Raw genomic sequence first — 23,327 nt, 5'->3', positions numbered from 1 at the left:
CCGCTGCCGCTGCCACCAGCGTCCGGTCATGTAAACGACCACCGACGCCGAAGATGGCGGCCGTGGCAATCACCGATCCCACTATCGTGCGGCGGAGTGATCGCTCCGCCGCACGGCCGCCCCCCCTGGCTGCTAGATGACGAAGAAATCCGCTGCCGTCAGCTTCAGGTTCTTATCGAGCTGAGCGAACATCAGAGCCGCGCCTGAACCGCTTCCATCTGCATCGTAATACAAGGCACCCGTCTTCTTGTCGTAGATGATCCTATCATTCTCATCGGTTGCCGCCTTGCCGATCGTGAACATGTCAGCCTTCAGCTTCACCGGCTTCTTCACCGACCCCTTGCCGAGCGCCTTGAAGATCGCGTTCTCCAAGTGGATTGAGTCATCCTTGACATTGAATTTGACGATCTTGTCGACGTTCGTCTTCTTCTTGTCGATTTTCGTGCTGAACACGAAGATATCGCGCCCCGCACCGCCATCGAGCGTGTCCGAGTGAAGGCCGCCATCGATGCGGTCGTTACCAGCCCCGCCGCGGATAACATCGCGCGCCCCCTTACCTTCGAGGCGATTGGCACCATCATTCCCGATGATCGTATTGTTGGTTTCAGATCCCGTGAGCGAGATGGACGCGGACCCTCCTGCTGCGCAAAGAACCTCAACCTCCATACGCGAGCCAAGAACATAGTTCGTGCTTGCGTAAACCGTGTCGTAGCCTCCTCCGGCGAGTTCCACGACGACGTCAGATGCGACATCGACCAAATAGGTATCGTTCCCGCCGCCGCCTTGAAGCACATCGCTTCCGGAACCACCGTCGAGATAGTCGGCTTGTGCGGAGCCGATGATCACATCGTTACCTGCCATCCCATAGACGGTGACGGAGGTCGCCGGGTTCGCGGTGAAGTGATCGCCATAGGCGGTCAAATAGAACGCTTCGACGCCGGTCACGACGTCACCCAACGCCGCTCCGCCATTCGCGGCCTGATTAGACAGGTTGACGACGACACGACCGCTCGCGGTCGCCCACGTCACTGTGTCGAAACCATCGCCACCATTCAGGTTGTCCGCACCCCCGCCGGCCTGCATCCAATCGTTCCCGCCACCGCCGAGGAAGTAGCTGCCGGAGCTCCCCGCGATGAGAACGTCATCAAACTGAGATCCTTCGACGCCTTCGATGCTGATAAGAACGTCGCCCACCGCATCGCCGGTACTGAGCCCTATGCCTCCAAGATCCATGCGGACGGCGCTTGAGGATCTCGCGTAGCTGACGATATCAAACCCGTCGCCACCATCGAGCGTATCGGCACCCGCACCGCCTTCCAGAATGTTGTTGCCTGCGTCACCAATCAGCCAATCGTTGAAAGCGGAACCGATCAGCCCCTCAATACCGAGATAGCGGTCGCCGATGGCGTCGACACCTTGATTGATGCTGGGATCAGCCAGGGACACCACCACGGCTTCAGACGAGTGGGCGTAGGACGCCATGTCGATACCGTCGTCCCCTCTCAGAGTGTCGGCGCCAGAGCCTCCTTCGAGAAGGTCATTCCCTTCTTGGCCGATCAACAGATCTGCCCCGCTTCCGCCAAGCAGCGTGTCGTTGCCGGCCTCGCCAGCGAGATAATCATCCCCACCGAGGCCACTTAGGGAATCATCTCCTGCATTGCCAATGAGATAGTTGACTTCATCATTACCGCTCATCGTGTCGTTGAAGGCGGATCCGAAGACTTTCTCGATGTCGATAAGAACCTGCCCTGCTGCGAAGCCACCTTGTACAGCGCCAGGCATGAGCGAAATGATGACGGATGATGTGGCACCCCAATAGTCGACCGTATCCATACCTCGACCACCGTCCATGGTGTCCGCGCCCGCAGAAGCGGTGAAATAGTCGTCTCCGTCGCCCCCGAGGAAGTGGTTCGCTGCGCCATTCCCAATGAAGGAATCGCCAAACGCGCTTCCATAGGCACCTTCGATGCCGACATAGACGTCGCCCGCGGCATCTCCGTACTCGCCTCCTCCCTCCTGGAGATTGACGTTAACGCCCCACGAGGTCGAAGAACGATAATCGGCATAGTCGAACCCGGCTCCGCCTATGAGGGCATCGGCGCCAGCGCCACCGTCCAGAATGTCATTCCCGCCGGCCCCGTCGAGCTTGTCGTTGCCGCCCGCTCCGTGCAGCGTGTCATTAAAGGCCGTACCGATGTAATCGTCGTTGAGTGCAGTCCCGGGAAGTTCGATGCCGGCTTCGCGCGGCTCGAGAATGCGGGCATGGACGGCTCCGGACGATGAATCCCCATTGTCCGACCACCAGGCAACGACCACGCGGCCATCGACCAGCGTGGTTACGGAAGACTTCTGCTGATTGTGTATTCCCCCCGTCGTGACGCGGAACTCGCCGCCGTCCTTTGCATAGTGACCGCCGGAAAGTGCGAAGATCTGCCCCTTCACCTCGTAGTCGCTTTCCACGAACTCGCTATTGTCCGACCAGGTCACCATGAAACGACCATCGTTCAAAGCCGTGACCGTCGGCTCGATCTGCTTATCGAACGTCGAAGAATTGACCGCGAATTCGCCCCCGATCGGAGCCCCGGAAGCGTCATAAACGCGAGCCGCGATCTCATAGTCGTTCAGCTCGCCGCTCTGCCATGTCACGACAAATCCGCCATTGGCGAGGCGAGTGACCTTGGCATTCATTTGATCGCCGCCCACCTCCGTGTTGACGCGGTTTTCCCCAGTTGCGAATGTCCCGTCGCTGTTGACGATGCGCATCTTGATTGCGGCGCTCTGGTCGGCATCGCCCGTCTGATCAGTCCAGACAACGACGAACTTTTGATTGCCGAGATCGGCCATAGCAGGCGACGTCTGGTCGTCTTGTGCCTTGACATTGACCTGTATTTCGCCTGTGCGAGGCGTTCCGTCTCCATTATACATGATCGTGCGGATGGACGAGCCGGACGAGTCGGTTCCGTGCGGATTGTCGTCGTGCCAGGAAACCGCGAAACCCGCTGTGCCGGAGATCGCGCAGACACTCGGCAACATCTGATTCCCATTTGTCGATCCGCCGCCCATCTGCATCGGAACAAGAAACTCATTCCCTACCGGCACTCCATCGACATTGAATACCCGGCCGTAGACTTCCACATTCGGATTCGCTTCCGTCGATAGACGGTCGTCGGCCCAGACGACGACGAAATTGCCGTTGCTCAACGCCGTGACCGACGGCTGATGTTGATTGTTCGTCGTCGTGCTGTGAACGACGAACTCATTGCTCTTCTTGGAACCATCCGCATTGTACATCTGAGCGCGGACGGTCGTGTCGCCTTCCCCCTGGCTCCAATCGGTCCATGTCACCACGAAACGTCCATCAGCGAGGGCCGTAACGACAGGCTCGTTCTGGTCATTCGTCGTGGTCGAGTTAACGGTGAATTCGCTGTTCCAAAATGCTGGCGCGGTCATGATGTCCTTAACCTCGGTTGATGCGCTGATTTCGCGGGGGATTCGCAAAAAAGCTCGTGTCCAACCTTCGAGTCTAGGAGGCTCACGCTCTCGCGTCTCTGGACGAGAGGGAACTCTGATTGGTCCAGAGAGAACTGTTTTCGCCCGCCTGCGCCCACTTCAGACAAACTTAGTTTTAGCTTTGAGACACTATACTATAAATATAACTATATGTTATTCTCTTCTATATGCATATGATACATCATTTACATCTGTGCATGATACATCATTACTAATTGCCTCAAGACCTCGCATGCCCCTCATCTTCGATACAAGTGCCCTAAAGACTGAAGATCAGTTTCCCTTCTGGCTCGATGTGATCTGCGACTCCTTCCTCGGCATGAAGGCTGAGCGATCGGGTCGCGGAGCGTTCGAAGCTCGCGTTGAGATGTTTGGTCTCGGCGCGGTAAACCTGTCGCTTGCCCGCCTTCCCCCGCAGCGCATGTACCGTGACGCGGCGGAAATCCGCCGCGCGACCGAAGAGGCATATTGCCTTCAGTTCATCAATGGCGGAACGGCGCATTCCGTCGCTCGCAATCAGTTTTCCCTCAGCACCGGTGATATTGCCATCTTTGACACCACCGCTCCAAGCGACGCGTTCATTCTCGACCGGAGCCTGAACACGACGACCATCCATATTCCGAAGCGTCTTCTCGACAGCCGCCTGGGAGCAGCTTTCGATGTCAGTCAGCAACTGTCAAAAGACTCAGGCGTTGTCAGACTTCTGGCCGACTACGTTTCTTCGCTATCCCGAACGATCCGCACGCTGCCGGACGAAGTCGGCGAGAAAGCCGGGGAAATTCTCTGCGATCTCCTGGCTGCAACTGCAAAGCCCGGGGAGGTGGAACAGCTTCGCGGCGGGCTGCGCGCGGCACGGCTTGCCGCAGCGAAACGATTCATCCATCAGAATCTCACGAACCCGAACCTGAACCCGACCAAGGTCAGCCAGCATCTCGGCGTTTCGGAGCGCTATGTTCATAAACTTTTCGAACTTACCGGAAAGTCTTTCAGCGAGAACATGATCGCCGCGCGTCTCGATGCTTGCCGGCATGTCTTACGCACGCCGTCTGAGGATCATAGAACGATCGCCGACATTGCCTTTGAGTATGGCTTCAGTGACCTCTCGCATTTTTATAGGCGCTATCGCGCACAATGGGATGAAACGCCGGGAGACACGCGCAACGGCCGCCGGTCCCTGGCGTCATGCGCATGACGTGCGCCGCCGTTTGAGGCAAAACGCAGAGGCTTATGATCACGGCCCCCTGCGTTGTCATCGCGCGTTTGTCGTCCCCAGAGAACTGCGCTCTGAGTAGAACTTGACGAGTATGCTCGCCTTAACGGCGGGATCTTACGCATTCTTTGTAAGTTGACCCGAATAGACGACGCCGATTTTCATGTCCGCACGCCCCACGCGCCAAATTGCGTGCCGCCATAGAACGCCGCGTGATAGCTGTCGACAATCACCGGCGAGGCCCGTTTCTCGACGTCAATCGCGCTTTGGCTATAGCCATCAACAAAACTTAGATGTCAGTGGTCGGCGAAGAGGTCGGCACCAAGGAAGAAACCTCCGGTCGACCGATCAAACGTCGCCACATTACCATAGCTATTCGCGCGCGCCCATGCACCGAAACCCTGCCCCATACGGTCAGAGCGTTTCCGCCCCAAGAAAGCGTCGCCAGCTTTGCGTCATTTGGCAAGTTGTGCGCTTCAAACGAGGTCCGGATCCGATTTAGCATCGCCTCACGCACATAGCGGCTTTCATCGAGCGAGACGCCTACACAAAACCTTGGACTTCATAGAAATCTCTCGGAAGGAACAGGCAGGTCAATTGCAACACGACACCGCACGCATCCCCAGATAGATAGATGAGTGAGAGACGATGACGGCTAAGGATAGGCCGCGCGTCAGGCGGCTTCGCTCCATGGAAACGCGCGTCGTGGCGTTATGAGGCGCTCCGCGCGAGTTGGGGCCGATTGCCATCTCCTTCAATTTCGACGACGGCTCGCGTCATGCTGAACCCCATCTTCCTTGTCAGTTGCGCAATATGCTCTTCCAACTCTGAGGAATAGACCTTCGTAACGAGCCCCGTGGCCTTGCAAATCAGCACCATATTGACGGCGCTTGGCACGGCCTCAGCCAACGGCGCGACAGCGAATTTCTTACTGAGATTCACTTTGTAGATCAGCCCCCCCGAAAGCAGAAAGTCCAGGGCTCTGTAGATGCTGGTCACATTGACCTGCTTTCCAAGAGAGCTGAGATTGTGCGCGATTTCATAGGCTCCAATGCTCCCATTCACCGCTATCTCCCGATAGACACGCTGGCGCATCGGCGTGAAGTTCAATCCTCTCGCCAAGCAGAACTCTCTTGGAGTCATCAGGAGTGTATCGTCTCGCATTTTCGTCTTCATTGTGAGCAATGTCCGCGTCTCGTTTTCTGTAAAGAGGAAAAGCCCTAGTTATATCGCCAGTTCGGAAGCTTCTCCTGATCCGAGAAGCCACGGAGATCTGAATAACCATCGAGCCAGGATACCAGCCTGGATGCGAAGCTCCGGCTTCGTCCGCTTCTATTGAGCTTCGCCCGCCAGTTTGCCGACCGCTTGCTGCCAAAGCTCTTGAAACCAATCCAAACGGCGAGCTTGACAAGTATGGCTCCCGGGAGGTCGTTTAGAAGAAAAACCAAACTGAAAATCGCGAGCAGAGCGATCATATAAATTTCTGAGAAGAAGTATAATCCCTCTCTGAAATCAAGATCGAGCAAACTGCTCGCGCCCAAGTTCAACGCAACCAATACCACGAGCACATTGATACTAAGCATCGATATCACGTGCAGTGCCGGCGTTATGAGGCTGACTTTTCCATATCCATGGTTGTCTTTCTTCATGATCGTGCGCTTCCAATGGATCGTCCATTTGAACAGATCGTCTGCAATCGCCGCTGGACCGAGCGGATCATCGCTCAGCTTCGCAATAGCATTTCGCATTCGCGATCTCGTTTCCGAAATGCAACCTGGTCAAGTTCAGGATATATGTCTTGGCGTGCGCGGAACTAGAATTGGCTAGAACGGAACAGTTTCCATGTATGTATGTTATAATACGACCGCGCCCTTCAGGTCCGGACTTAAAAGTCGAAGGAAAAGAGTTGCTTCGAGATACATCGGAACAGACAAATCGCGAGCAAGAACACGCTCAGCGCTTACAAGGACGGCTGTCGCGCTGACATCAGAAATAAAAAACCTCGGCGCGGGGGCGCCGAGGTTCGAGTTGCGTCTGATTTCCAGCGTTAGATAATCATGAACTCGTTGGCGACAAACTTGATAGCTTTCTTCGTCGTGAAAATCTCAACGCCCCCCCTGCGCCCGATCCGTCGGCATCGTAGTAGGTCATAGCGCGAGCGAATGGCGCTTGGCGAGAGGCAGGCGGTCGGCGGTGAAACAAACCTGATGCTCCACCGGCACGAGGCGTGAGAGTTACTGCTTCGACTAGATGACGTAGAAATCCGACGCCGTCATCTTGAGATTCTGCCGAGTTAGGCAAACTTCAGGGCTGCGCCTTTGCCGGATCCGTCTGCATTGTAATACAGCGCACCTGTAGGTTTCCGGTGAAGTAATCGGCGAATCACTTCCGACATCGCACGAAACATGCCCGAAAACTGAAGAGCCCCGGCAGTTGCCTGCCGGGGCTCTGTTCGCGCGATGCTCTTCGTTTAGATGAAGAACAGCTCCTTATAGATGAAGTTCTTCAGTGCCTTGTTCTTGCTGAAGGTCGCGATAGCGACGGCAGCCTTCGCACCGTCACCGTCCGCATCGTAATACAAGACGCGCTTCGTCGAGTCGTAGACGAAGTAGGCGTCCTTATCCTTCGCCTTGTCACCGACAGTGAAGAACTTGCTGGCGAGCTTGGCAGGCTTCGCCTCGGTTCCCTTCTTGATCGTGGCGTAAAGCGCCTTGTTCGACTTGAAGAGGGTGTTTTCCAACCAGATCGAGTCGTCCTTGACGCTATAGTCCTTGATCAGGTCCTTGTTCGTCTTCGCGTTGAACTTGGTGTCGAAGACGAAGGTGTCCTTTCCTGAGTTACCAGTCAGGACATCCTTGCCGAGGCCGCCTCTCAGCACGTCGTTACCGGCACCGCCAGCGAGAACGTCGTTTCCACCATTGCCGAAAATTGTGTCATTTCCAGCATTCCCTGAGAGACGATCAATGCCCGCTCCGCCCTTGAAGATGTCATTGTAGACAGATCCGAGGGTGAATTCTCGCGGCATGTCGGTGACAGAGATCGTCAGCGATTTTTCGAATGTCCCACCGGCGGTATCCTCCACCTTGATTTTGACCAGGTGAGACGTCGCCTGTTCGAAGTCGAGCTTGAAGCCGTTGTCCACGACCAGGACGCCGTTGGTAATCTTGAAGCGCCCGCCTGCATTGTCGATCAAGGTATAGGTGAAACCGCTCGTATTATCGGCATCAACGGTCGACAGTTGACCGACGACAGTCGTCTCACCGCTGAGTTCCTGGACACTGTAATTCGACATGGTGATGTCGGTCGGCGCGCGGTTCTGGACGGGGGTCGTGTCGTCATTGCGGATTTCGCCGAAGGCAACACCCGTGTCGATCACCGCGTTCTCCGGATTAACCAACGTCACGGCGAAGCCCTCGTCGGCTTCGACAACGGTATCACCCTTGACCTTGATCGTGATGACTTTCGTCGTTTCGCCGTTCGCGAAGACAACTGTGCCACTCGTCGTCTCGAAGTCGCTTGAGGCTGCCGGATTGTTTCCGGTTCCGCCCAGCGACCAGTCGACCGTCGAAAGACCGACGCTGCTGTTGCGCGTGACGGTAAAGGTGAAATCGGTCGTCCCCGTATCACCTTCAGCCTTCACAGCGTCCGTCGCAACGATGGAGACGGTCGGAACGCCCGGCGCCACATCGTCATTGTTGATGACGCCAGTCGCGGAAGCGCCGGTGATCGCCCCGTTCGTGGCGCCCGACAACGTGACGGTGAACGCCTCATTCGCCTCAAACACCGTATCACCCTTCACCAGAACGGTGATGGTCTTGACGGTCTCCTTGTCCGCGAAACTGACCGAGCCGCTCATGCTGACGAAGTCATCCGCCGTCGCCGGATCATTTCCCGTCCCCGCGACGTTCCAGTTAACGCTCGAGGCTCCGACTCCGTGGCTTCGAGTGACTGTGAAGGTATAGGCGGTGGTTCCGGAATTCCCCTCATTCTTCACTGCGTCCGCGGCGGTGATCCAGATGGTCGGTATATCCGCGGCAACGACATCGAAGATGTGAGAGATTTCAGGGCTGATCAGGGAGCCGTTTGCAGAGTCATATGCAACGACCTTCAGAGTTTTCTGCCCGACGTCGCTCGCCGTCACTGCACGCGTGGTCGTGATCTGGCCAGTCGTGGCGTCGATCTTGAACAGGCCCGTATCGTCGGTCAGGCCGCCATTGCTGAAGCGGTAGCTGTTGTTCGAGAAGCCGCTTCCGATGGCATCCGGATCGACGGCATTCGCCTTCACAACCTGGGCATTCGCCCCCGTCGCACCCGCCTGGACCGCCTGAACGTTCGTGAAGGTCACCCCGGTCGGCGCTTCGTTCACGTTGTTCAAGTTGATCGTGAAGTTCTGCTGCGTCGACAGGCCGGTCCCGTTCGTGTCCGTCACCGTCACCGTCATCGTGTAGGTGTTGGTGCCTTCATAGTTGAGAGACGCGCCGTTCTTCACCGTGATCTGGCCGGTGGTGGCGTTGATGTCGAACACCGAGCTGTTCGTCGCGTAACGAAGACCCGACGCGCCGCCGTCGTCATCCGCCGTCACGGTCCCAACAACCGTGCCTGCCGTCGAGTTCTCGTTCACAGCCGCCGTCGTGCCACCTGCTGTCAGGCGGACATTGGTCGGAGCCGTGTTGGTCGCGGCCTGCACGGTGACATTGTACGCCACAGCTGGGCCGACAAGGCCTCCGTCATATGCAACGACATTCAACGTCTTCGTTCCGGCGTCGCTCGCCGTCACTGCACGCGTGGTCGTGATCTGGCCAGTCGTGGCGTCGATCTTGAACAGGCCCGTATCGTCGGTCAGGCCGCCATTGCTGAAACGGTAGCTGTTGTTCGTGAAGCCGCTTCCGACAGCATCCGGATCGACAGCATTCGCCTTCACAACCTGGGCATTCGCCGCCGTCGCACCCGCCTGGACCGCCTGAACGTTCGTGAAGTTCACCCCAGTCGGCGCTTCGTTCACGTTGTTCAGGTTGATCGTGAAGTTCTGTTGCGTCGACAGGCCGGTGCCGTTCGTGTCCGTCACCGTCACCGTCATCGTGTAGGTGTTCGTGCCCTCATAGTTGAGAACCGCACCGTTCTTCACCGTGATCTGGCCGGTGGTGGCGTTGATGTCGAACATCGAGCTGCTCGTCGCGTAGCGAAGACCCGATGCGCCGCCGTCGTCGTCCGCCGTTACGGTGCCGACAACCGCGCCTGCCGCCGAATTCTCGTTCACAGCCGCCGTCGTGCCACCTGCTGTCAGGCGGACATTGGTCGGAGCCGTGTTGGCTGCGCCCTGCACAGTGACGGTGTACGCCACAGCCGGGCCGACAAGGCTTCCGTCATACGCAACGACATTCAACGTCTTCGTTCCGGCGTCGCTTGCCGTCACTGCACGCGTGGTCGTGATCTGGCCGGTCGTGGCGTCGATCTTGAACAGGCCCGTGTCGTCGGTCAGGTTGCCGTTGCTGAAACGGTAGCTGTTGTTCGTGAAGCCACTTCCGGCGGCATCTGGATCGACAGCATTCGCCTTCACGACCTGGGAATTCGCCCCCGTCGCACCTGCCTGGACCGTCTGAACGTTCGTGAAGTTCACCCCAGTCGGCGCTTCGTTCACGTTGTTCAGATTGATCGTGAAGGTCTGCTGCGTCGACAGGCCGGTGCCGTTCAAATCCGTCACCGTCACCGTCATCGTGTAGGTGTTCGTGCCCTCATAGTTGAGAACCGCACCGTTCTTCACCGTGATCTGGCCGGTGGTGGCGTTGATGTCGAACACCGAGCTGTTCGTCGTGTAACGAAGACCCGCGGTGCCGCCGTTGTCATCCGCCGTTACCGTCGCAACAGGCGTGCCTGCCCCCGAGTTCTCATTCACAGCCGCCGTCGTGCCACCCGTCGTCAAGCGGACATTGCTCGGAGCCGTGTTCGTGGGGGCGTCATCAGAAGGGTCGTTAGTGACCGCGATGGTGAACTCCTTTTCGACGAAGAGCCCCGCCTTGTCCGTTACGCGCACCGTTACCTTGTGAGATTGCTTCGTTTCATAATCGAGGCTCACGCCCGCGCGCAGGTAGAGTTTGTTGTTGGTGATGACGAACTTGGCGTCATCATCCTTCGTAATCGAGTAGGTCTTGGTATCGCCTGCATCGAGGTCGGATGCGGTCAGGTTGCCGATGAGGGCACCGGCTGAATTCTCAACGATTGACGTGTTGGAGAGATTGAGATTCTTGGGAGCCTCATTAACGTCCGTAAGGCTGACGTTATAGCCGCCTTCATGCTGAACGACTCCCAACGCGTCGACAACTTCGATCTTGAGGTTGAAGAGCGAAATGTCCTCGTAATTGAACTTAACATCGCCGCCGTCAGCAACGACGATCTTGTCTCCAACAATCTTAAAGCGGCCCTCACCATCGTACAGGACGCCGCCAACCGTCTTGAAACGGAAAGTATAATTCTTCGTCGTGTCAAAGCCGACCATCGTGCCGATCACGGTGTCGGTCGCGATGTTCTCGGGGAAAATGACCGTGTACGGGCCGTTGCTGCCCGTTCCCTGTGTTCCCCCGGATGCGGCAACGATTGTGAGATTGTAAGCCATTATTGAATCTCCAAATTTCTCGTGTCAGGACGCACTGGGCCCCACTAGATGTGGGGCCCACGCCTTTTTCTTGATCAGATGAAAGGGGAATTGACGTTGTCGTAGATATAGAAGTTGCTGAACGTCAGAACCGGCTTCTCGTCTCCGGCGAAAAACGCGATCTCACGCATGGTGAAATCTTCGCCGCTGCCATCGGCATCGTAATAAAGCCGGCCTTCTTCGATATCATAGATAAAGCGTTGATCTTCCGTCGTCGCCTCCAATCCGACAACGAAGGCCTGTTCCGTCAGCGCACCTATTGCACCCGCGGTAACGTAGAAGCCCTTCGCCAGATAGATCATGTCTTCCGCGGTGTTGAAGTCGTGGATGGTGTCTCGATTGGACAAGGTTTGGGGCTGGTCAAAGACGAACACGTCGTGGCCCACACCGCCATACAGGCGGTCACGCCCTTCACCACCGATGAGGGTGTCGTTTCCGCCGTTGCCGAACAACATGTCATTGCCGACATCGGAAAGCATGAGATCATCGCCCTCAGTCCCGCGCGTCAGTTCCGGAGCCGCGTCGCGGACGCTGATGGTGATCGTCTTCTGGAATACACCGCCATGGCCGTCATCGACCTGTACGACGATGTCGTGTTCCCGCTGGCGCTCAAAATCGATGCGGAAGCCATCCCCAACCACGAGCTTGTTATTCCGGAGGGGATCGAGGGCGAACAATCCGCCGGCATCGTCGATGAGCGTGTAGGTAAAGGTATCGCCAGCATTCGCATCTTCCGTCGTGAACAGGCCGATGCCGGAACCGGGGAGATCATGCTCAAGGACCGTCAGGTCCGAGAGAATGATGTCGGTGGGCGCCGAGTTCTGCTCTTCGCCGATGAAGACTTTGCCCCACGTGTTCATTTCCCGGCCCACCTGATCCATCATGGCGACGCGGAAATTGACCTGATGACCGATTGGATCTTCCAGATTCGAAGTCCAGTAAGTTAGTGCATGAAGAAATTCGGTTACCCGCTCCATAGTCGCGTTCGAGTTCGCTGACAGATTCATCCCATTCTGGGGACCGAAGTCCTGAAGAGCTCCGATGATGGTCCCGTCAACGCTCACGAACGTCGAGCCGTCCTGCTGCACCAGCTGGACACGTCCGCTTGTATCGACACTCCAATGGTCAATACCGTCGCGCGCGCCTTCAATCTGCACGTATATATCACGGATGTCGTCATCAATGAGGGTTGTCTTCGACAGGAAATGGATCTGCTCGCCGGCCTTCACATACCCACCGATTTGTCCGGTGAGTTCAGGGACGAGATTCGTGTAGGTCCCAGCACTGTCTTTAACGACGGAAATGCCTTGCTTGAAGAGCCGCTCCACCTCTGCAGCGGTAAACGCAGCGCCGCCGGTCAAGATGAGAGTGCTGCTGCTATCGTTGCTACCGCTCACCGCAAGCGCGACATCCTTGCTGTCAACCGTGAGCAACATCTTGGAGCCGTCAAAAATGATCTGCTCGATTCCAAGGATCGTCTTGCCGACGAGGCTGGTGACGCCGCCGGTCAGGACAAGAACGTCCGTCCCCGCACCACCAGAAATCGTCAAAACATCCCGAAGGCGCTCGGCGGAAATCGTGATATGGGTGCCCCGGTCATCGCCTTGAATAACTTCGATGCCATCAAACGCCTTCAGTGAGGACAGGTCTGCAGCAACCGACACCATCAAAGTGTCAATCCCGTCGGCCCCATGAAGTTCGTCCTGCGACGAGAGATCGGTGTAGACATTCACGCGAAACGTGTCGTCGCCGCCCGTCCCGAAGAGAGCGTCCGCCCCGGCCGTCAGCTCATAGACCTGCCCCGGATTGGCGGACTGCACGGAGGAGGTATCGGCCAGCGACGCCCCGCCTTCGATAGGAGTCGTCAGCGCCTTCTCCTGCTCCTCCCAGTCAATCCCATTGACGGAAAGCTGATTTGCCCCAAACGCCTCGTTAGCCATGGCGTACCCCCTCACGTTAAAACTGCGGTTAGGGACGCGAACCGGATTTTGACGGAATTTGTCCCTATGCAACGATCTAACGCGAGGTCACCGAGGGCGTCTTGGCCCCCAAGGAACGGTTATTGGCTGCCAGGGAACAGAGCGGTCGCTCGTAGCGATGTCGCTGGCCGGAATGCAGGCCAACAAAGCGTCTGTAAAAAGCAAAGAGCCCCGATCCATGTCGGGGCTCAGCACTGGCGTTGCGGCCAGGCCACTAGATAACGAAGAACTCGCTCGCCGTGAACTTCACGACACTTTGCGTCGTGAAAATCTCAACTGCCTTTCCAGGACCTGATCCATCCGCATCGTAGTAAAGTGTCTTCTTCCGCGGATTGTAGATCAGATAGTCGTTGCTGTCCTGAGCGGCCTCCCCAACGACGAAGTAATTTTTGTTCAGCTTCAAGGGTTTGGTTGGCGAGCCCTTGCCCAGCTTTCGGAAGATCGCGTTATCAAGATAGATCGAATCGTCGCTCACACGATAGTCGACGATCTTGTCGCGATCCGCCTTCCCTCCCGGCTTGATATCGAAGACGAAAATATCCCTTCCAGCGCCCCCGCTCAGTGTATCTGCACCCAGGCGTCCATAAAGTTTATCGTTGCCGGAGCCGCCCGCGATATTGTCGCGTCCGGCACCGCCGATGAATGTGTCGTCACTGGCACCTCCGGTCACGTTCTCCGGCGAAACATCGAGAACGGTAACCGTTACGGATTGCTCAAGATACGCGCCACTCTTGTCTGTCACGCGGATTCGTAACTGATGCGACGATGCCTGCTCGTAGTCGAGCTTGGTACCGTCGGCGACCAAGAGCCTGTTGCCTTCAATCATGAAGCGGCCAGCAGCCCCATCATCGGCGATAGAGAAAGTGAGCGTGTCGCCCTCATCGGCGTCCAAAGCAACCAGCGTTCCGATCTCGGTGCCCTTTGCGGTCAATTCGTAAACTCTCAGATTGCTGACACCGAGAGCGGACGGCGCGCGGTTGGGCAGAGCCTCAGAAATGTCTTGAACGACGATGGTGAAAGTCTGATCAAAGGTGAGGCCATACTGGTCCTTCACCCTCACCGTGACTTGGTGGGAGGCCTGCGTTTCATAGTTGAGCGCAGTGCCGTTGCGAACCTGAAGGAGATTGTCGACGACCTGGAATTTTTCATCCGGATCGCTGACAATCTCGTATGTCGCTGAACTCGCGGCATCCTGATCGATACCGTGAAGAATACCGATCGTCGTGCCTCCAGGGACATTCTCCTTCACGCTGGTCGACGAGAGCGTCAGACCGGAAGGAGCTTCATTGAGGTCGCTCACCCGGATCGTGAAAACTCTTTCATAGGACAGGTGTCCCTGGTCGAGCGCCCTGATTTTGACCTGATGACTGGCCTTGCTCTCGAAGTCGAGAGACGCCCCGGCCCGGACTTGGAGCACGCCGCCCGAGATTTGGAACTTTCCGTCGGGGTCATCGACGATCTCGTACGTGAAATCATCTCCCGCATCGTGGTCTACCGCGCTGAGCAGGCCGATCTCGGTGCCGCCCAAGGCGTTCTCATCGACCCTGCTATTCGAAAGCGTCAACTCGATCGGGGCTTCATTCACATCGTGGACGGCGATGGTGAAGATCTTGTCAAGGAAGAGCCCATTTCGGTCGATCGCCCTGACCGTGACCTGGTGACTGCTCTTGGTCTCATAGTCGATAACCGCGCCGGCTTTCAGAACCAGCGCATCGTTGGAAATCTGGAACTTACCGTCCGGATCGTCAACGATCACATAAGTCAGTCGGTCACCAACATCAGGATCAACACCCGTCAGAAGGCCGATCACCGTTCCTCCAGGCTCTCCCTCCATGATAAAGCGCGTCGAAAGCGCCACGTCGGTCGGCGGTCGGTTGTGCGGTGTCTCATCGACATCGTTGACCGATATGGTGAACGTCTTGTCGTGAAACAGATTGTTCTGGTCGATGACGCGAATGGTCACCTGATGGCTCGCTTTCTTCTCATAGTCGAGAACAGCGCCAGCCCGCAGACGAAGCTCGTTACCAACGATCTGGAACTTGCCATCGGGATCATCGACGATGGCGTAGTTGAAGGCATTTCCCGCATCCGGATCGACGCCGGTCAGCATTCCGATCAACGCATTACCGGCGCTGTCCTCGTCCACGCGACTGGTGGAGAGAAGAATGTCCGTTGGCCGTTCATTGGCATCGCCGCCCGTAATGTAAAAGATTTTGTCAACGAAAAGCCCATTTCGGTCGATCGCCCTGACCGTGACCTGGTGACTGCTCTTGGTCTCGTAATCGATGACCGCGCCGGCTTTCAGAACCAGCGCATCGTTGGAAATCTGGAACTTACCGTCCGGATCGTCAACGATCACGTAAGTCAGTCGATCACCAACATCAGGATCAACACCCGCCAAAAGGCCGATCACCGTTCCTCCGGGCGATCCCTCCATGACAAAGCGCGTCGAAAGCGTCACGTCGATCGGCGGTCGGTTGTGCGGTGTCTCATCGACATCGTTGACCGATATGGTGAATGTCTTGTCATGAAACAGATTGTTCTGGTCGATGACGCGAACGGTCACCTGGTGGCTCGCTTTCTTCTCATAGTCGAGAACAGCGCCAGCCCGCAGACGAAGCTCGTTACCAACGATCTGGAACTTCCCATCGGGATCATCGACGATGGTGTAGCGGAAGGTATTTCCCGCATCCGGATCGACGCCGGTCAGCATCCCGATCAGCGCGTTACCGGCGCTATCCTCGTTCACGCGACTGGTGGAGAGAAGAATGTCCGTTGGCCGTTCATTGGCATCGCCGACGGTAATGTAAAAGATCTTGTCATACGTTAGGCCACCCTGATCCTTGACCCTGACAGTGACTTGATGGACGGCTTTCGCCTCGAAATCCAGCGTCGCGCCGCTCCTGAGCTGCAGGGTGTTTCCGACGATCTGGAACTTACTGTCCGGATCGTTGAATATCGTATAGGTAAAGGTATTCCCGGCATCCGGATCGTCCGCGCTCAGCTTTCCGATGACGGTGCCTCCCAGCGCGCTCTCACTCACGCTCGTCGCCGTCAGAGTGATGTTGACCGGCGTGGAGTTGGGAACGGGCTCGGGCGCATTGCCGACGGCAATCGTAAAGGTTCTGTCGAACGACAGGCCATTCTGATCGATGACGCGGACCGTCACTTGATGCGCGCTTTTTGTCTCGTAGTCGAGAACAGCACCCGCGCGCAGCTGAAGCAGATTGTTGACGATCTGAAACTTCCCGTCCGGATCGTTGACGATCTCATAGCTGAACGTATTGCCCGCATCGGGATCGATGCCGCTTAGCGTTCCAACAATCGTGCCGGGCGGGCTGCTTTCGCTGATTCCCGTCGCGGACAACGTTATCCCGGTCGGCGCCTCATTGACGTTGTGAACGAGAATAGTGAACGTCTTATCGAAAGACAGACCACCTCGGTCGAATATCCGGATCGTCACGGAATGAGAACTCTTCGCTTCGAAATCAAGCGAGGCCCCATCTTTGACCTGAAGAGTATTGCCTACGATCTGGAACTTGCCGTCAGGATCGTTGATGATGGCGTAAGTGAAGGCGTTCTCAAAATCGGGGTCGACTCCGGTCAAGGTGCCGATGACACTTCCGCCAGGCCTGTTTTCATCGATGCTCGTCGTTGCCAGAATGATGTCGGTCGGCCGCTCGTTCACATCGGTTACGGCGATGGTGAAGACCTTCGTATAGGCCAGGCCTCCCTGATCCATGACGCGTATCACAACCTGATGCGCCGCTTTCGTCTCGTAGTCGAAAGAAGCTCCGCTCCGGACCCGTAGCAAATTGCCAACGAGCTCGAACCGCCCATCCGGATCCTCAACGATCTCATAGGTGAACTCATTTCCCGCGTCAGGATCGATGGCGGCCAGAGAGCCGATATAGGTGCCTCCGCCGGCATTTTCGGCAACAAAGGGTGTCAGCAGGGTTATGTCGGTCGGCGGACGGTTAGCGGGATCTTCCGGCACATCATTCACTTGAATGATGAAGGTCTTATCGTAGAACAGTTGTCCATCCGACACACGGATCGTGACTTCATGAGAGGCTTTCCGCTCGAAGTCGAGCGTCGCCCCTGCTCTCAGCACGAGACGGTCATCGACAATCTGGAACTTCCTATCCGGGTCGTCGATGATTGCATATGTGAAGCCACCAGGCGTGTCCGCATCCGTGGCACTCAAGAGACCGACAAGCGTTCCGCCGAGTTTGTTCTCATCGATATTGGTCGATGAGAGGGAGATGTCGGTCGGGGCCTCATTCACATTGCTGACATGGATCGTGAAAATCTTGTCGAAGCTAAGTTCTCCGTCGGATACCCGAACGACGATCTGATGCGTAGCATTCGTTTCATAGTCGAGAACAGCGCCCTCCCTCACCTGAAGCCAATCGCCCACGATCTGGAACTTCGAATCCGGATCGGTGACGATGGTGTAGGTGAAGCTTGAGCCGCTGTCCGGATCGTCTCCAAAGAGCTGCCCGATATTCGTGCCGCCGTGGCTGTTCTCTGCAATGACGGCGTTCGACAGCACGATATCGACCGGAGCCTCATTCACATCGCGAACAGTGATCGTGAAGGTCTGATCATAGGTAAGCGTCCCATCCGAAACACGGATCGTGACCTGAAGCGTCGGCTGGCTTTCGTGATCGAGAACCACCCCGTCCTTCAATCGCAAGGTACCATCGACGATAACGAAGAGGTCACTCGGGCCGACGATGGAGTAGGTGAACGGCCCCGCACTATCCGGGTCACTGGCCCCGAGCACCCCGACGATATCCCCACCCTTCATGTCCTCGTCGATTTCGGTCGATGAGAGGGAGATGCTTGTGGGAGGCTCATTCACGTCATTCACTTTGATCGTGAAAGTCTTTTCATATGACAGACCGCCTGAGTCGACCACCAGGACCGTGACCGTGTGCGAGGTCTTGCTCTCGAAGTCGAACGTTGCACCGTCTTTGAGACGCAGCTCATTGTCGACGATTTGGAATTTCCCATCGGGGTCGTTCAAAATGGTGTAGGTATAGACGTCATCGATATCGAAATCTTCCGTTGAAAGAAGACCGATCACGCCGCCGCCTTGAAGCGTCTCATCAACTGTTGTCGCAGACAGCATGATGTCCGTGGGAGCATCGTTCCCGATCTCGCTCAGGTTGTTCACGTATATCGTGAATGTCTTCTCGAAGGAGTACGTACCATCGGAGACGCGCACCGTGACCTGATGGGATGTCTTGGACTCGAAATCCAAGACCGCCCCCTTCTTCACAACGAGTTTGTTATCGACGATGTCGAACTTCCCGTCGGCATCAGCCACAATCTCGTAGGTGAGGGCAGCGTCTTCGTCAGGATCCACTCCGCTCAGTCTTCCGATGAGCGTGCCGCCTGGCGCATTTTCGTCAATGCGGGTTTGCGAGAGCTTCAGATCGCTCGGAGGCTCGTTGACGTCTGCAAGCTGTATGCCGAAGTTGCCCTGCGCCTGTACGACGCCTTTCTTATCAACGGCCTCCACCCGGATGGAATGAAGGATCTCGTCCTCGTAGTTGAAGGTCTCCGATCCGCCGTTGGCGACAACAATCTGGTTTCCTTCAATCTTGTATCGCCCGCCAGCATCCTGAATTTCGCCATTGATCGTCACGAAACGGAATGTCCACTGCGCGACGGGACCGGAACCCGAAATCGTGCCGACGACAGTGCCTGTGGTCAGGTTTTCGTTAAAGATAACCGTGAATGGGCCATTCGTTCCGGAACCCTGGGCACCACCTTCGGCGACAACGATCGTAAGACTGGAAGCCACATTTACCTCGCGCTGAAATCAGTGAATCGAATGAAAGGCGCGCTCGGTAAGCCTGAGAGGGTGGTCAGGCCACGAAAGTTGCAAGCGCCTCGTCCTTTGGAATTGGGTCCCATGAGCGAGGCGGAAGCGTAGCCATTACTCTAAGTTGCGTCTTGGCCATCAAGGAACGGTCATTGGCTGACAACGAACTCTCGCGATCAGCAAACCTGACAATGACCGGGGAGCCGACTGACGGGCGACCATCACGCAAAAATCTGCGGCGCAGTCGGGTGCGCTGCCTCTTGGCCGGCCGCTACGGAGCAAAGCGGTCCGTGTTCCTGGCGGATGGGGGTTGCATCAGGCCACTAGCAGCCAACAAAACCCTTCAGACCGCACGCCTTGAAACAGCGGTCCCGAACGCGCCCCGGAGAAGTTGCAAATTGTGGAGAAGAAAACGGCCGCAAAGGACCGGGCCAATCTTGGAACTTTAACTGCCTGAGACGTGGCCAACCCCAGCCAAACCGCCAAGTCTTTGAGAAAGCGTGTTTTTGGGAGTGTCTCGGGAACGACGGCTCTCTGGCCTGTTCCCTACAAGTATTTGGTGGAGCCAGGCGGGATCGAACCGCCGACCTCTTGCATGCCATGCAAGCGCTCTCCCAGCTGAGCTATGGCCCCACTCTAATCCGCAGTGTTGGGGCACCGCGGAAAGGGTCACCGCCGAAGCGGTGCGTCTCTATAGTCGGGTCCGACGCGAGGTTCAAGCCTCTTCGTCGTCTTCGATGTCGCTATCGATCAAATCCGACACGTCATCGTCACCTTCCTCTTCATCTTCAAGGAAAGTGTCGTCGTCGCTGACATCCTCACCGACGTCGATATCGTCTTCCGAAGGCAGATCCTTGCCCTCTTCTTCCGCCTCGACCTCATCGAGAGAGACGAGTTCCGGGCCCGCTGATTCGAGCTCGGTATCCTCTTCATCGACGGGGGCGGCGGCGGCGCGAGCGACCACGGGGGCGGAGACGCGGCTCAGCGCGACGGCCTCGAAGACGGTGCCGCATTTCGGGCAGGTCGCAGGATCCCTGTTCAGATCGTAGAATTTCGCGCCGCAGCTCATGCACTGGCGCTTCAAGCCGAGTTCCGGTTTGGCCACGGTATTTGCCCTACAAAAGTAATGGTTGGGAACGCTCCGTTAGTCGCGGGGCCATTCCTTGTCAAATGCGAAATTGCCGGAGGTGCCCCTTCCCGCGCAAGCTTCAAGATGACGGTTCCGAAACCCCGTGTTAGGAGCCCCCTCATCGAGAAGGCGAAGGAATAACAGAATGTCGCACGCGCATGGCTTGGCAACCCCCGTCACCAGCAGGCCCGGCAAGGCCCTGAAGGGACGTTTGCGCGTCCCGGGCGACAAGTCAATTTCGCACCGCTCCATGATCTTCGGTCTTCTCTCCATCGGCGAAACCCGGGTCGAGGGGCTTTTGGAGGGCGACGACGTGCTGCGCACGGCCGAGGCCTGCCGGGCGCTCGGGGCCACCATCACCCGCGAGGGACCGGGTAGCTGGCGGATCGTCGGCGTCGGTATCGGCGGCCTCACAGAGCCCGCAGGCGTTCTGGATTTCGGCAATGCGGGCACCGGCTCGCGCCTCATGATGGGCGTGGCGGGTAGCCACCCCATCACCACGACCTTCGACGGCGACGCTTCGCTGCGCAAGCGCCCCATGCGCCGCATCCTCGACCCGCTCGTCAAAATGGGCGTCACCGTGGTCAGTGAGGCGGAAGGCGGGCGCGTGCCGCTGACCCTGCGCGGCCCGCGCGAGACCATCCCGATCACCTATGAGACCCCGGCGGCCTCGGCCCAGATCAAGTCGGCCATCCTGCTCGCCGGCCTGAACTCACCGGGCCAGACCACCGTGATCGAGCGCGAGGCGACCCGCGATCATACCGAGCGGATGCTGCGCCATTTCGGCGCCAAGGTCGATGTGAAGCCCCATGGCGAGGATGGCCGCGCCATCACCCTCCAGGGCCAGCCCGAGCTTCGCGGTTCCACCGTCGTGGTGCCGACCGACCCCTCCTCTGCCGCCTTCCCGCTGGTGGCGGCCCTCATCACCCCGGGCTCCGACATCATCCTCGAAGGCGTGATGATGAACCCGCTGCGCACGGGCCTCATCACGACGCTTCTGGAAATGGGCGCCGATATCGAGCGGCTGAACGAGCGCGAAGAGGGCGGCGAGACGGTTGCCGACCTCAGGGTGCGCACCAGCCGCCTGAAGGGCGTGACGGTGCCTGCCGCCCGCGCCCCGGCGATGATCGACGAATATCCCGTCCTCGCGGTCGCGGCCTCCTTCGCGGAAGGCACGACCCGGATGCAGGGCCTGCACGAGCTCCGCGTGAAGGAATCCGACCGCCTTGCCGCCGTCGCGGCGGGCCTGGCCGAGGCCGGCGTGCAGCATGAAATTGTGGGCGACGACCTGATCGTGCAGGGCGGCAACGGCAAGGTCCGGGGCGGCGGCAAGCCGGTCGCAACTCATCTCGACCACCGCATCGCCATGTCCTTCCTGGTCATGGGCCTCGCCGCCCAGGAGCCGATGACGGTCGACGACGGGGCGATGATCGCCACGAGCTTCCCGACCTTCATCCCCCTCATGCGCGAACTCGGCGCGACGATTCAGGACTGAGGCGGCCGATGATCATCGCCATCGACGGCCCCGCCGCATCGGGCAAGGGAACGCTCGGCAAGCGCCTGTCGGAGCACTTCGGGTTCGCCCATCTCGATACGGGCCTGCTCTACCGGGCCGTCGCGCGGGTCATGCTGGATCGTGGGCTCGCCCTCACCGACAAGGAAGGCGCGACCTTGGTGGCGCAGAATCTCGACGTGACCCATCTCGACGATCCGCGCCTGCGCGGCGCGGAAATGGGCGAAGCGGCCTCGACGATCTCCGTCTACCAGCCGGTTCGCGATGCGCTTCTGGCCTTCCAGCGCCAATTCGGCAGCCAAAAGCCGGGCGCAGTGCTCGACGGGCGGGACATCGGTACCGTGGTGTGCCCGCACGCGGATGTGAAGCTCTTCATCACCGCCGCGCCGGAAGAGCGGGCGCGCCGCCGCCATCTGGAGCTTCTGAAGCGGGGCGAAGACGCGGCATATGAGACCATTCTCGATGATATCCGCCGCCGGGACGAGCGCGACATGAACCGGGCCACCGCCCCATTAAAGGCCGCCGAGGACGCGCTGACCCTGGATACGACCCATCTCGACGCCGATGCCGCTTTTCGCGCCGCCCTGGACCTCGTGGAAACGCGCCGCGCCTGAAATCTCGGCTTTGCGGCGGAAAAGGAAGCTGGCACACTCTTTCGAACCGATCCTGCTCCCAAGAGGAGACGATGATGGTTCGCGTCGGTTTTGCCCGCATTCTAGCCGGCCTCGCCCTGGCCTTCGCCTTGACGATCCCGCCGGGCCGCGCGCTGGCTGAGACCGACGTCGATCTCGCCCTCGTCATCGCGGTCGATATTTCCTTCTCCATGGACACAGAGGAGCAGGCGCTTCAGCGCGAGGGCTTTGCGCAGGCCTTCCGGTCGAAGCAGGTGCATGACGCCATCCGCGGCGGAATGCTCGGCAAGATCGCGGTGACTTATGTCGAATGGGCGGGTGCATCGGACCAGAAGGTCATCGTGCCCTGGACTGTTCTCGACAATCCCGAAAGCCTCATGGCGTTTGCCGAAAAGATCGCGTCGACGCCGCTGCGGCGGGCGCAGCGGACGTCGATTTCCGGCGCAATCGATTTCAGCACGAAGTTGTTTACCGAGAGCAACGTTACGCCGACGCGCCGTGTCATCGACGTGTCCGGTGACGGCCCGAACAACCAGGGCCGCATCGTGACGGATGCGCGGAAAGATACACTCGCCAAGGGCATCACCATCAACGGCCTGCCGATCATGATGCGCCGGCCCGGCTACCTCGACATCGCCGACCTCGATCTCTATTACAAGGATTGCGTCATTGGAGGCCAAGGGGCGTTCATGGTGCCGGTGCGCGAGCGCGACCAGTTCGTGCAGGCGATCAAGACCAAGATTTTGCTTGAGATCGCCAATCTGACACCGCCCGAAGGCCTGATCCATCGGGTGCAGAACGTCCCCAAAGCCAATTGCCTCGCCGGCGAGATGCAATGGCGCGACCGGACCTATAACTGACGTCAGATC

At 58.0% G+C, this 23,327-nt stretch carries 11 protein-coding genes and 1 tRNA gene; 4 read left to right on the top strand and 8 right to left on the bottom strand.

The genetic code is table 11. From position 1 onward, the window contains the following. Positions 1-132 precede the first annotated feature (132 nt). Positions 133-3,450, bottom strand: coding sequence for a calcium-binding protein (locus tag HB375_RS05315; protein ID WP_167671944.1), 3,318 nt, complete (start codon positions 3,448-3,450; stop codon positions 133-135). Positions 3,451-3,742: 292 nt separating this feature from the next. On the opposite strand from HB375_RS05315, the gene HB375_RS05310 reads away from it, so the two are divergent. Continuing rightward, positions 3,743-4,702 carry a helix-turn-helix domain-containing protein gene (locus tag HB375_RS05310; protein WP_167671943.1) on the top strand — a complete coding sequence of 320 codons (960 nt, stop codon included), beginning with the start codon at positions 3,743-3,745 and terminating at the stop codon, positions 4,700-4,702. A gap of 729 nt (positions 4,703-5,431) precedes the next feature. Here HB375_RS05310 and HB375_RS05305 read toward each other — a convergent pair. From HB375_RS05305 to HB375_RS05275, 7 genes are all read right to left on the bottom strand, one after another. Beyond that, a complete protein-coding gene (locus HB375_RS05305; protein WP_167671942.1) occupies positions 5,432-5,830 on the bottom strand; it encodes a transcriptional repressor in 399 nt (132 codons plus the stop codon). A 110-nt stretch (positions 5,831-5,940) separates the two neighbouring features. Further along, a complete protein-coding gene (locus HB375_RS05300) occupies positions 5,941-6,468 on the bottom strand; it encodes a hypothetical protein (RefSeq protein ID WP_167671941.1) in 528 nt (175 codons plus the stop codon). A 722-nt stretch (positions 6,469-7,190) separates the two neighbouring features. Continuing rightward, positions 7,191-11,330, bottom strand: coding sequence for a beta strand repeat-containing protein (locus HB375_RS05295; protein WP_167671940.1), 4,140 nt, complete (start codon positions 11,328-11,330; stop codon positions 7,191-7,193). A gap of 74 nt (positions 11,331-11,404) precedes the next feature. Then, entirely contained in the window at positions 11,405-13,309 is a 1,905-nt protein-coding gene (locus HB375_RS18350; protein WP_167671939.1) for a calcium-binding protein, read from the bottom strand. A 253-nt stretch (positions 13,310-13,562) separates the two neighbouring features. Beyond that, a complete protein-coding gene (locus HB375_RS05285) occupies positions 13,563-19,163 on the bottom strand; it encodes a cadherin domain-containing protein (protein WP_167671938.1) in 5,601 nt (1,866 codons plus the stop codon). A 578-nt stretch (positions 19,164-19,741) separates the two neighbouring features. Further along, positions 19,742-19,817, bottom strand: a tRNA-Ala gene (locus HB375_RS05280). 82 nt (positions 19,818-19,899) lie between these two features. Then, entirely contained in the window at positions 19,900-20,289 is a 390-nt protein-coding gene (locus HB375_RS05275) for a TIGR02300 family protein (RefSeq protein WP_167671937.1), read from the bottom strand. Between the two features lie 169 nt (positions 20,290-20,458). Between HB375_RS05275 and aroA the strand changes: the two genes are divergently transcribed. The 3 genes from aroA to HB375_RS05260 all read left to right on the top strand — a co-directional run bounded on the left by aroA (position 20,459) and on the right by HB375_RS05260 (position 23,318). Further along, positions 20,459-21,808: a 3-phosphoshikimate 1-carboxyvinyltransferase gene (gene aroA, locus HB375_RS05270; RefSeq protein ID WP_167671936.1), complete on the top strand. Its 1,350-nt coding sequence runs from the start codon at positions 20,459-20,461 to the stop codon at positions 21,806-21,808. Between the two features lie 8 nt (positions 21,809-21,816). Then, positions 21,817-22,440: a (d)CMP kinase gene (gene cmk, locus HB375_RS05265; RefSeq protein WP_167671935.1), complete on the top strand. Its 624-nt coding sequence runs from the start codon at positions 21,817-21,819 to the stop codon at positions 22,438-22,440. Between the two features lie 71 nt (positions 22,441-22,511). Continuing rightward, the gene (locus HB375_RS05260; RefSeq protein ID WP_246728364.1) at positions 22,512-23,318 is read left to right on the top strand and encodes a DUF1194 domain-containing protein; all 807 of its coding nucleotides are present in this window, start codon (positions 22,512-22,514) and stop codon (positions 23,316-23,318) included. The last annotated feature ends 9 nt before the right edge of the window (positions 23,319-23,327 follow it).

This window comes from Microvirga terricola (assembly GCF_011777495.1).
In the GTDB taxonomy this organism is placed as follows: domain Bacteria; phylum Pseudomonadota; class Alphaproteobacteria; order Rhizobiales; family Beijerinckiaceae; genus Microvirga; species Microvirga terricola.
Note: the sequence above shows the minus strand (reverse complement) of the source record. Positions and strands in the feature narration are given on the sequence as shown.

Bases quoted from the DNA above. Each gene is read 5' to 3' on its own strand.
- HB375_RS05315 (WP_167671944.1), bottom strand. From the start codon at position 3,450: ATGACCGCGCCAGCATTTTGGAACAGCGAATTCACCGTTAACTCGACC.
- HB375_RS05310 (WP_167671943.1), top strand. From the start codon at position 3,743: ATGCCCCTCATCTTCGATACAAGTGCCCTAAAGACTGAAGATCAGTTT.
- HB375_RS05300 (WP_167671941.1), bottom strand. From the start codon at position 6,468: ATGCGAAATGCTATTGCGAAGCTGAGCGATGATCCGCTCGGTCCAGCG.
- HB375_RS05295 (WP_167671940.1), bottom strand. From the start codon at position 11,330: ATGGCTTACAATCTCACAATCGTTGCCGCATCCGGGGGAACACAGGGA.
- HB375_RS18350 (WP_167671939.1), bottom strand. From the start codon at position 13,309: ATGGCTAACGAGGCGTTTGGGGCAAATCAGCTTTCCGTCAATGGGATT.
- aroA (WP_167671936.1), top strand. From the start codon at position 20,459: ATGTCGCACGCGCATGGCTTGGCAACCCCCGTCACCAGCAGGCCCGGC.
- cmk (WP_167671935.1), top strand. From the start codon at position 21,817: ATGATCATCGCCATCGACGGCCCCGCCGCATCGGGCAAGGGAACGCTC.
- HB375_RS05260 (WP_246728364.1), top strand. From the start codon at position 22,512: ATGATGGTTCGCGTCGGTTTTGCCCGCATTCTAGCCGGCCTCGCCCTG.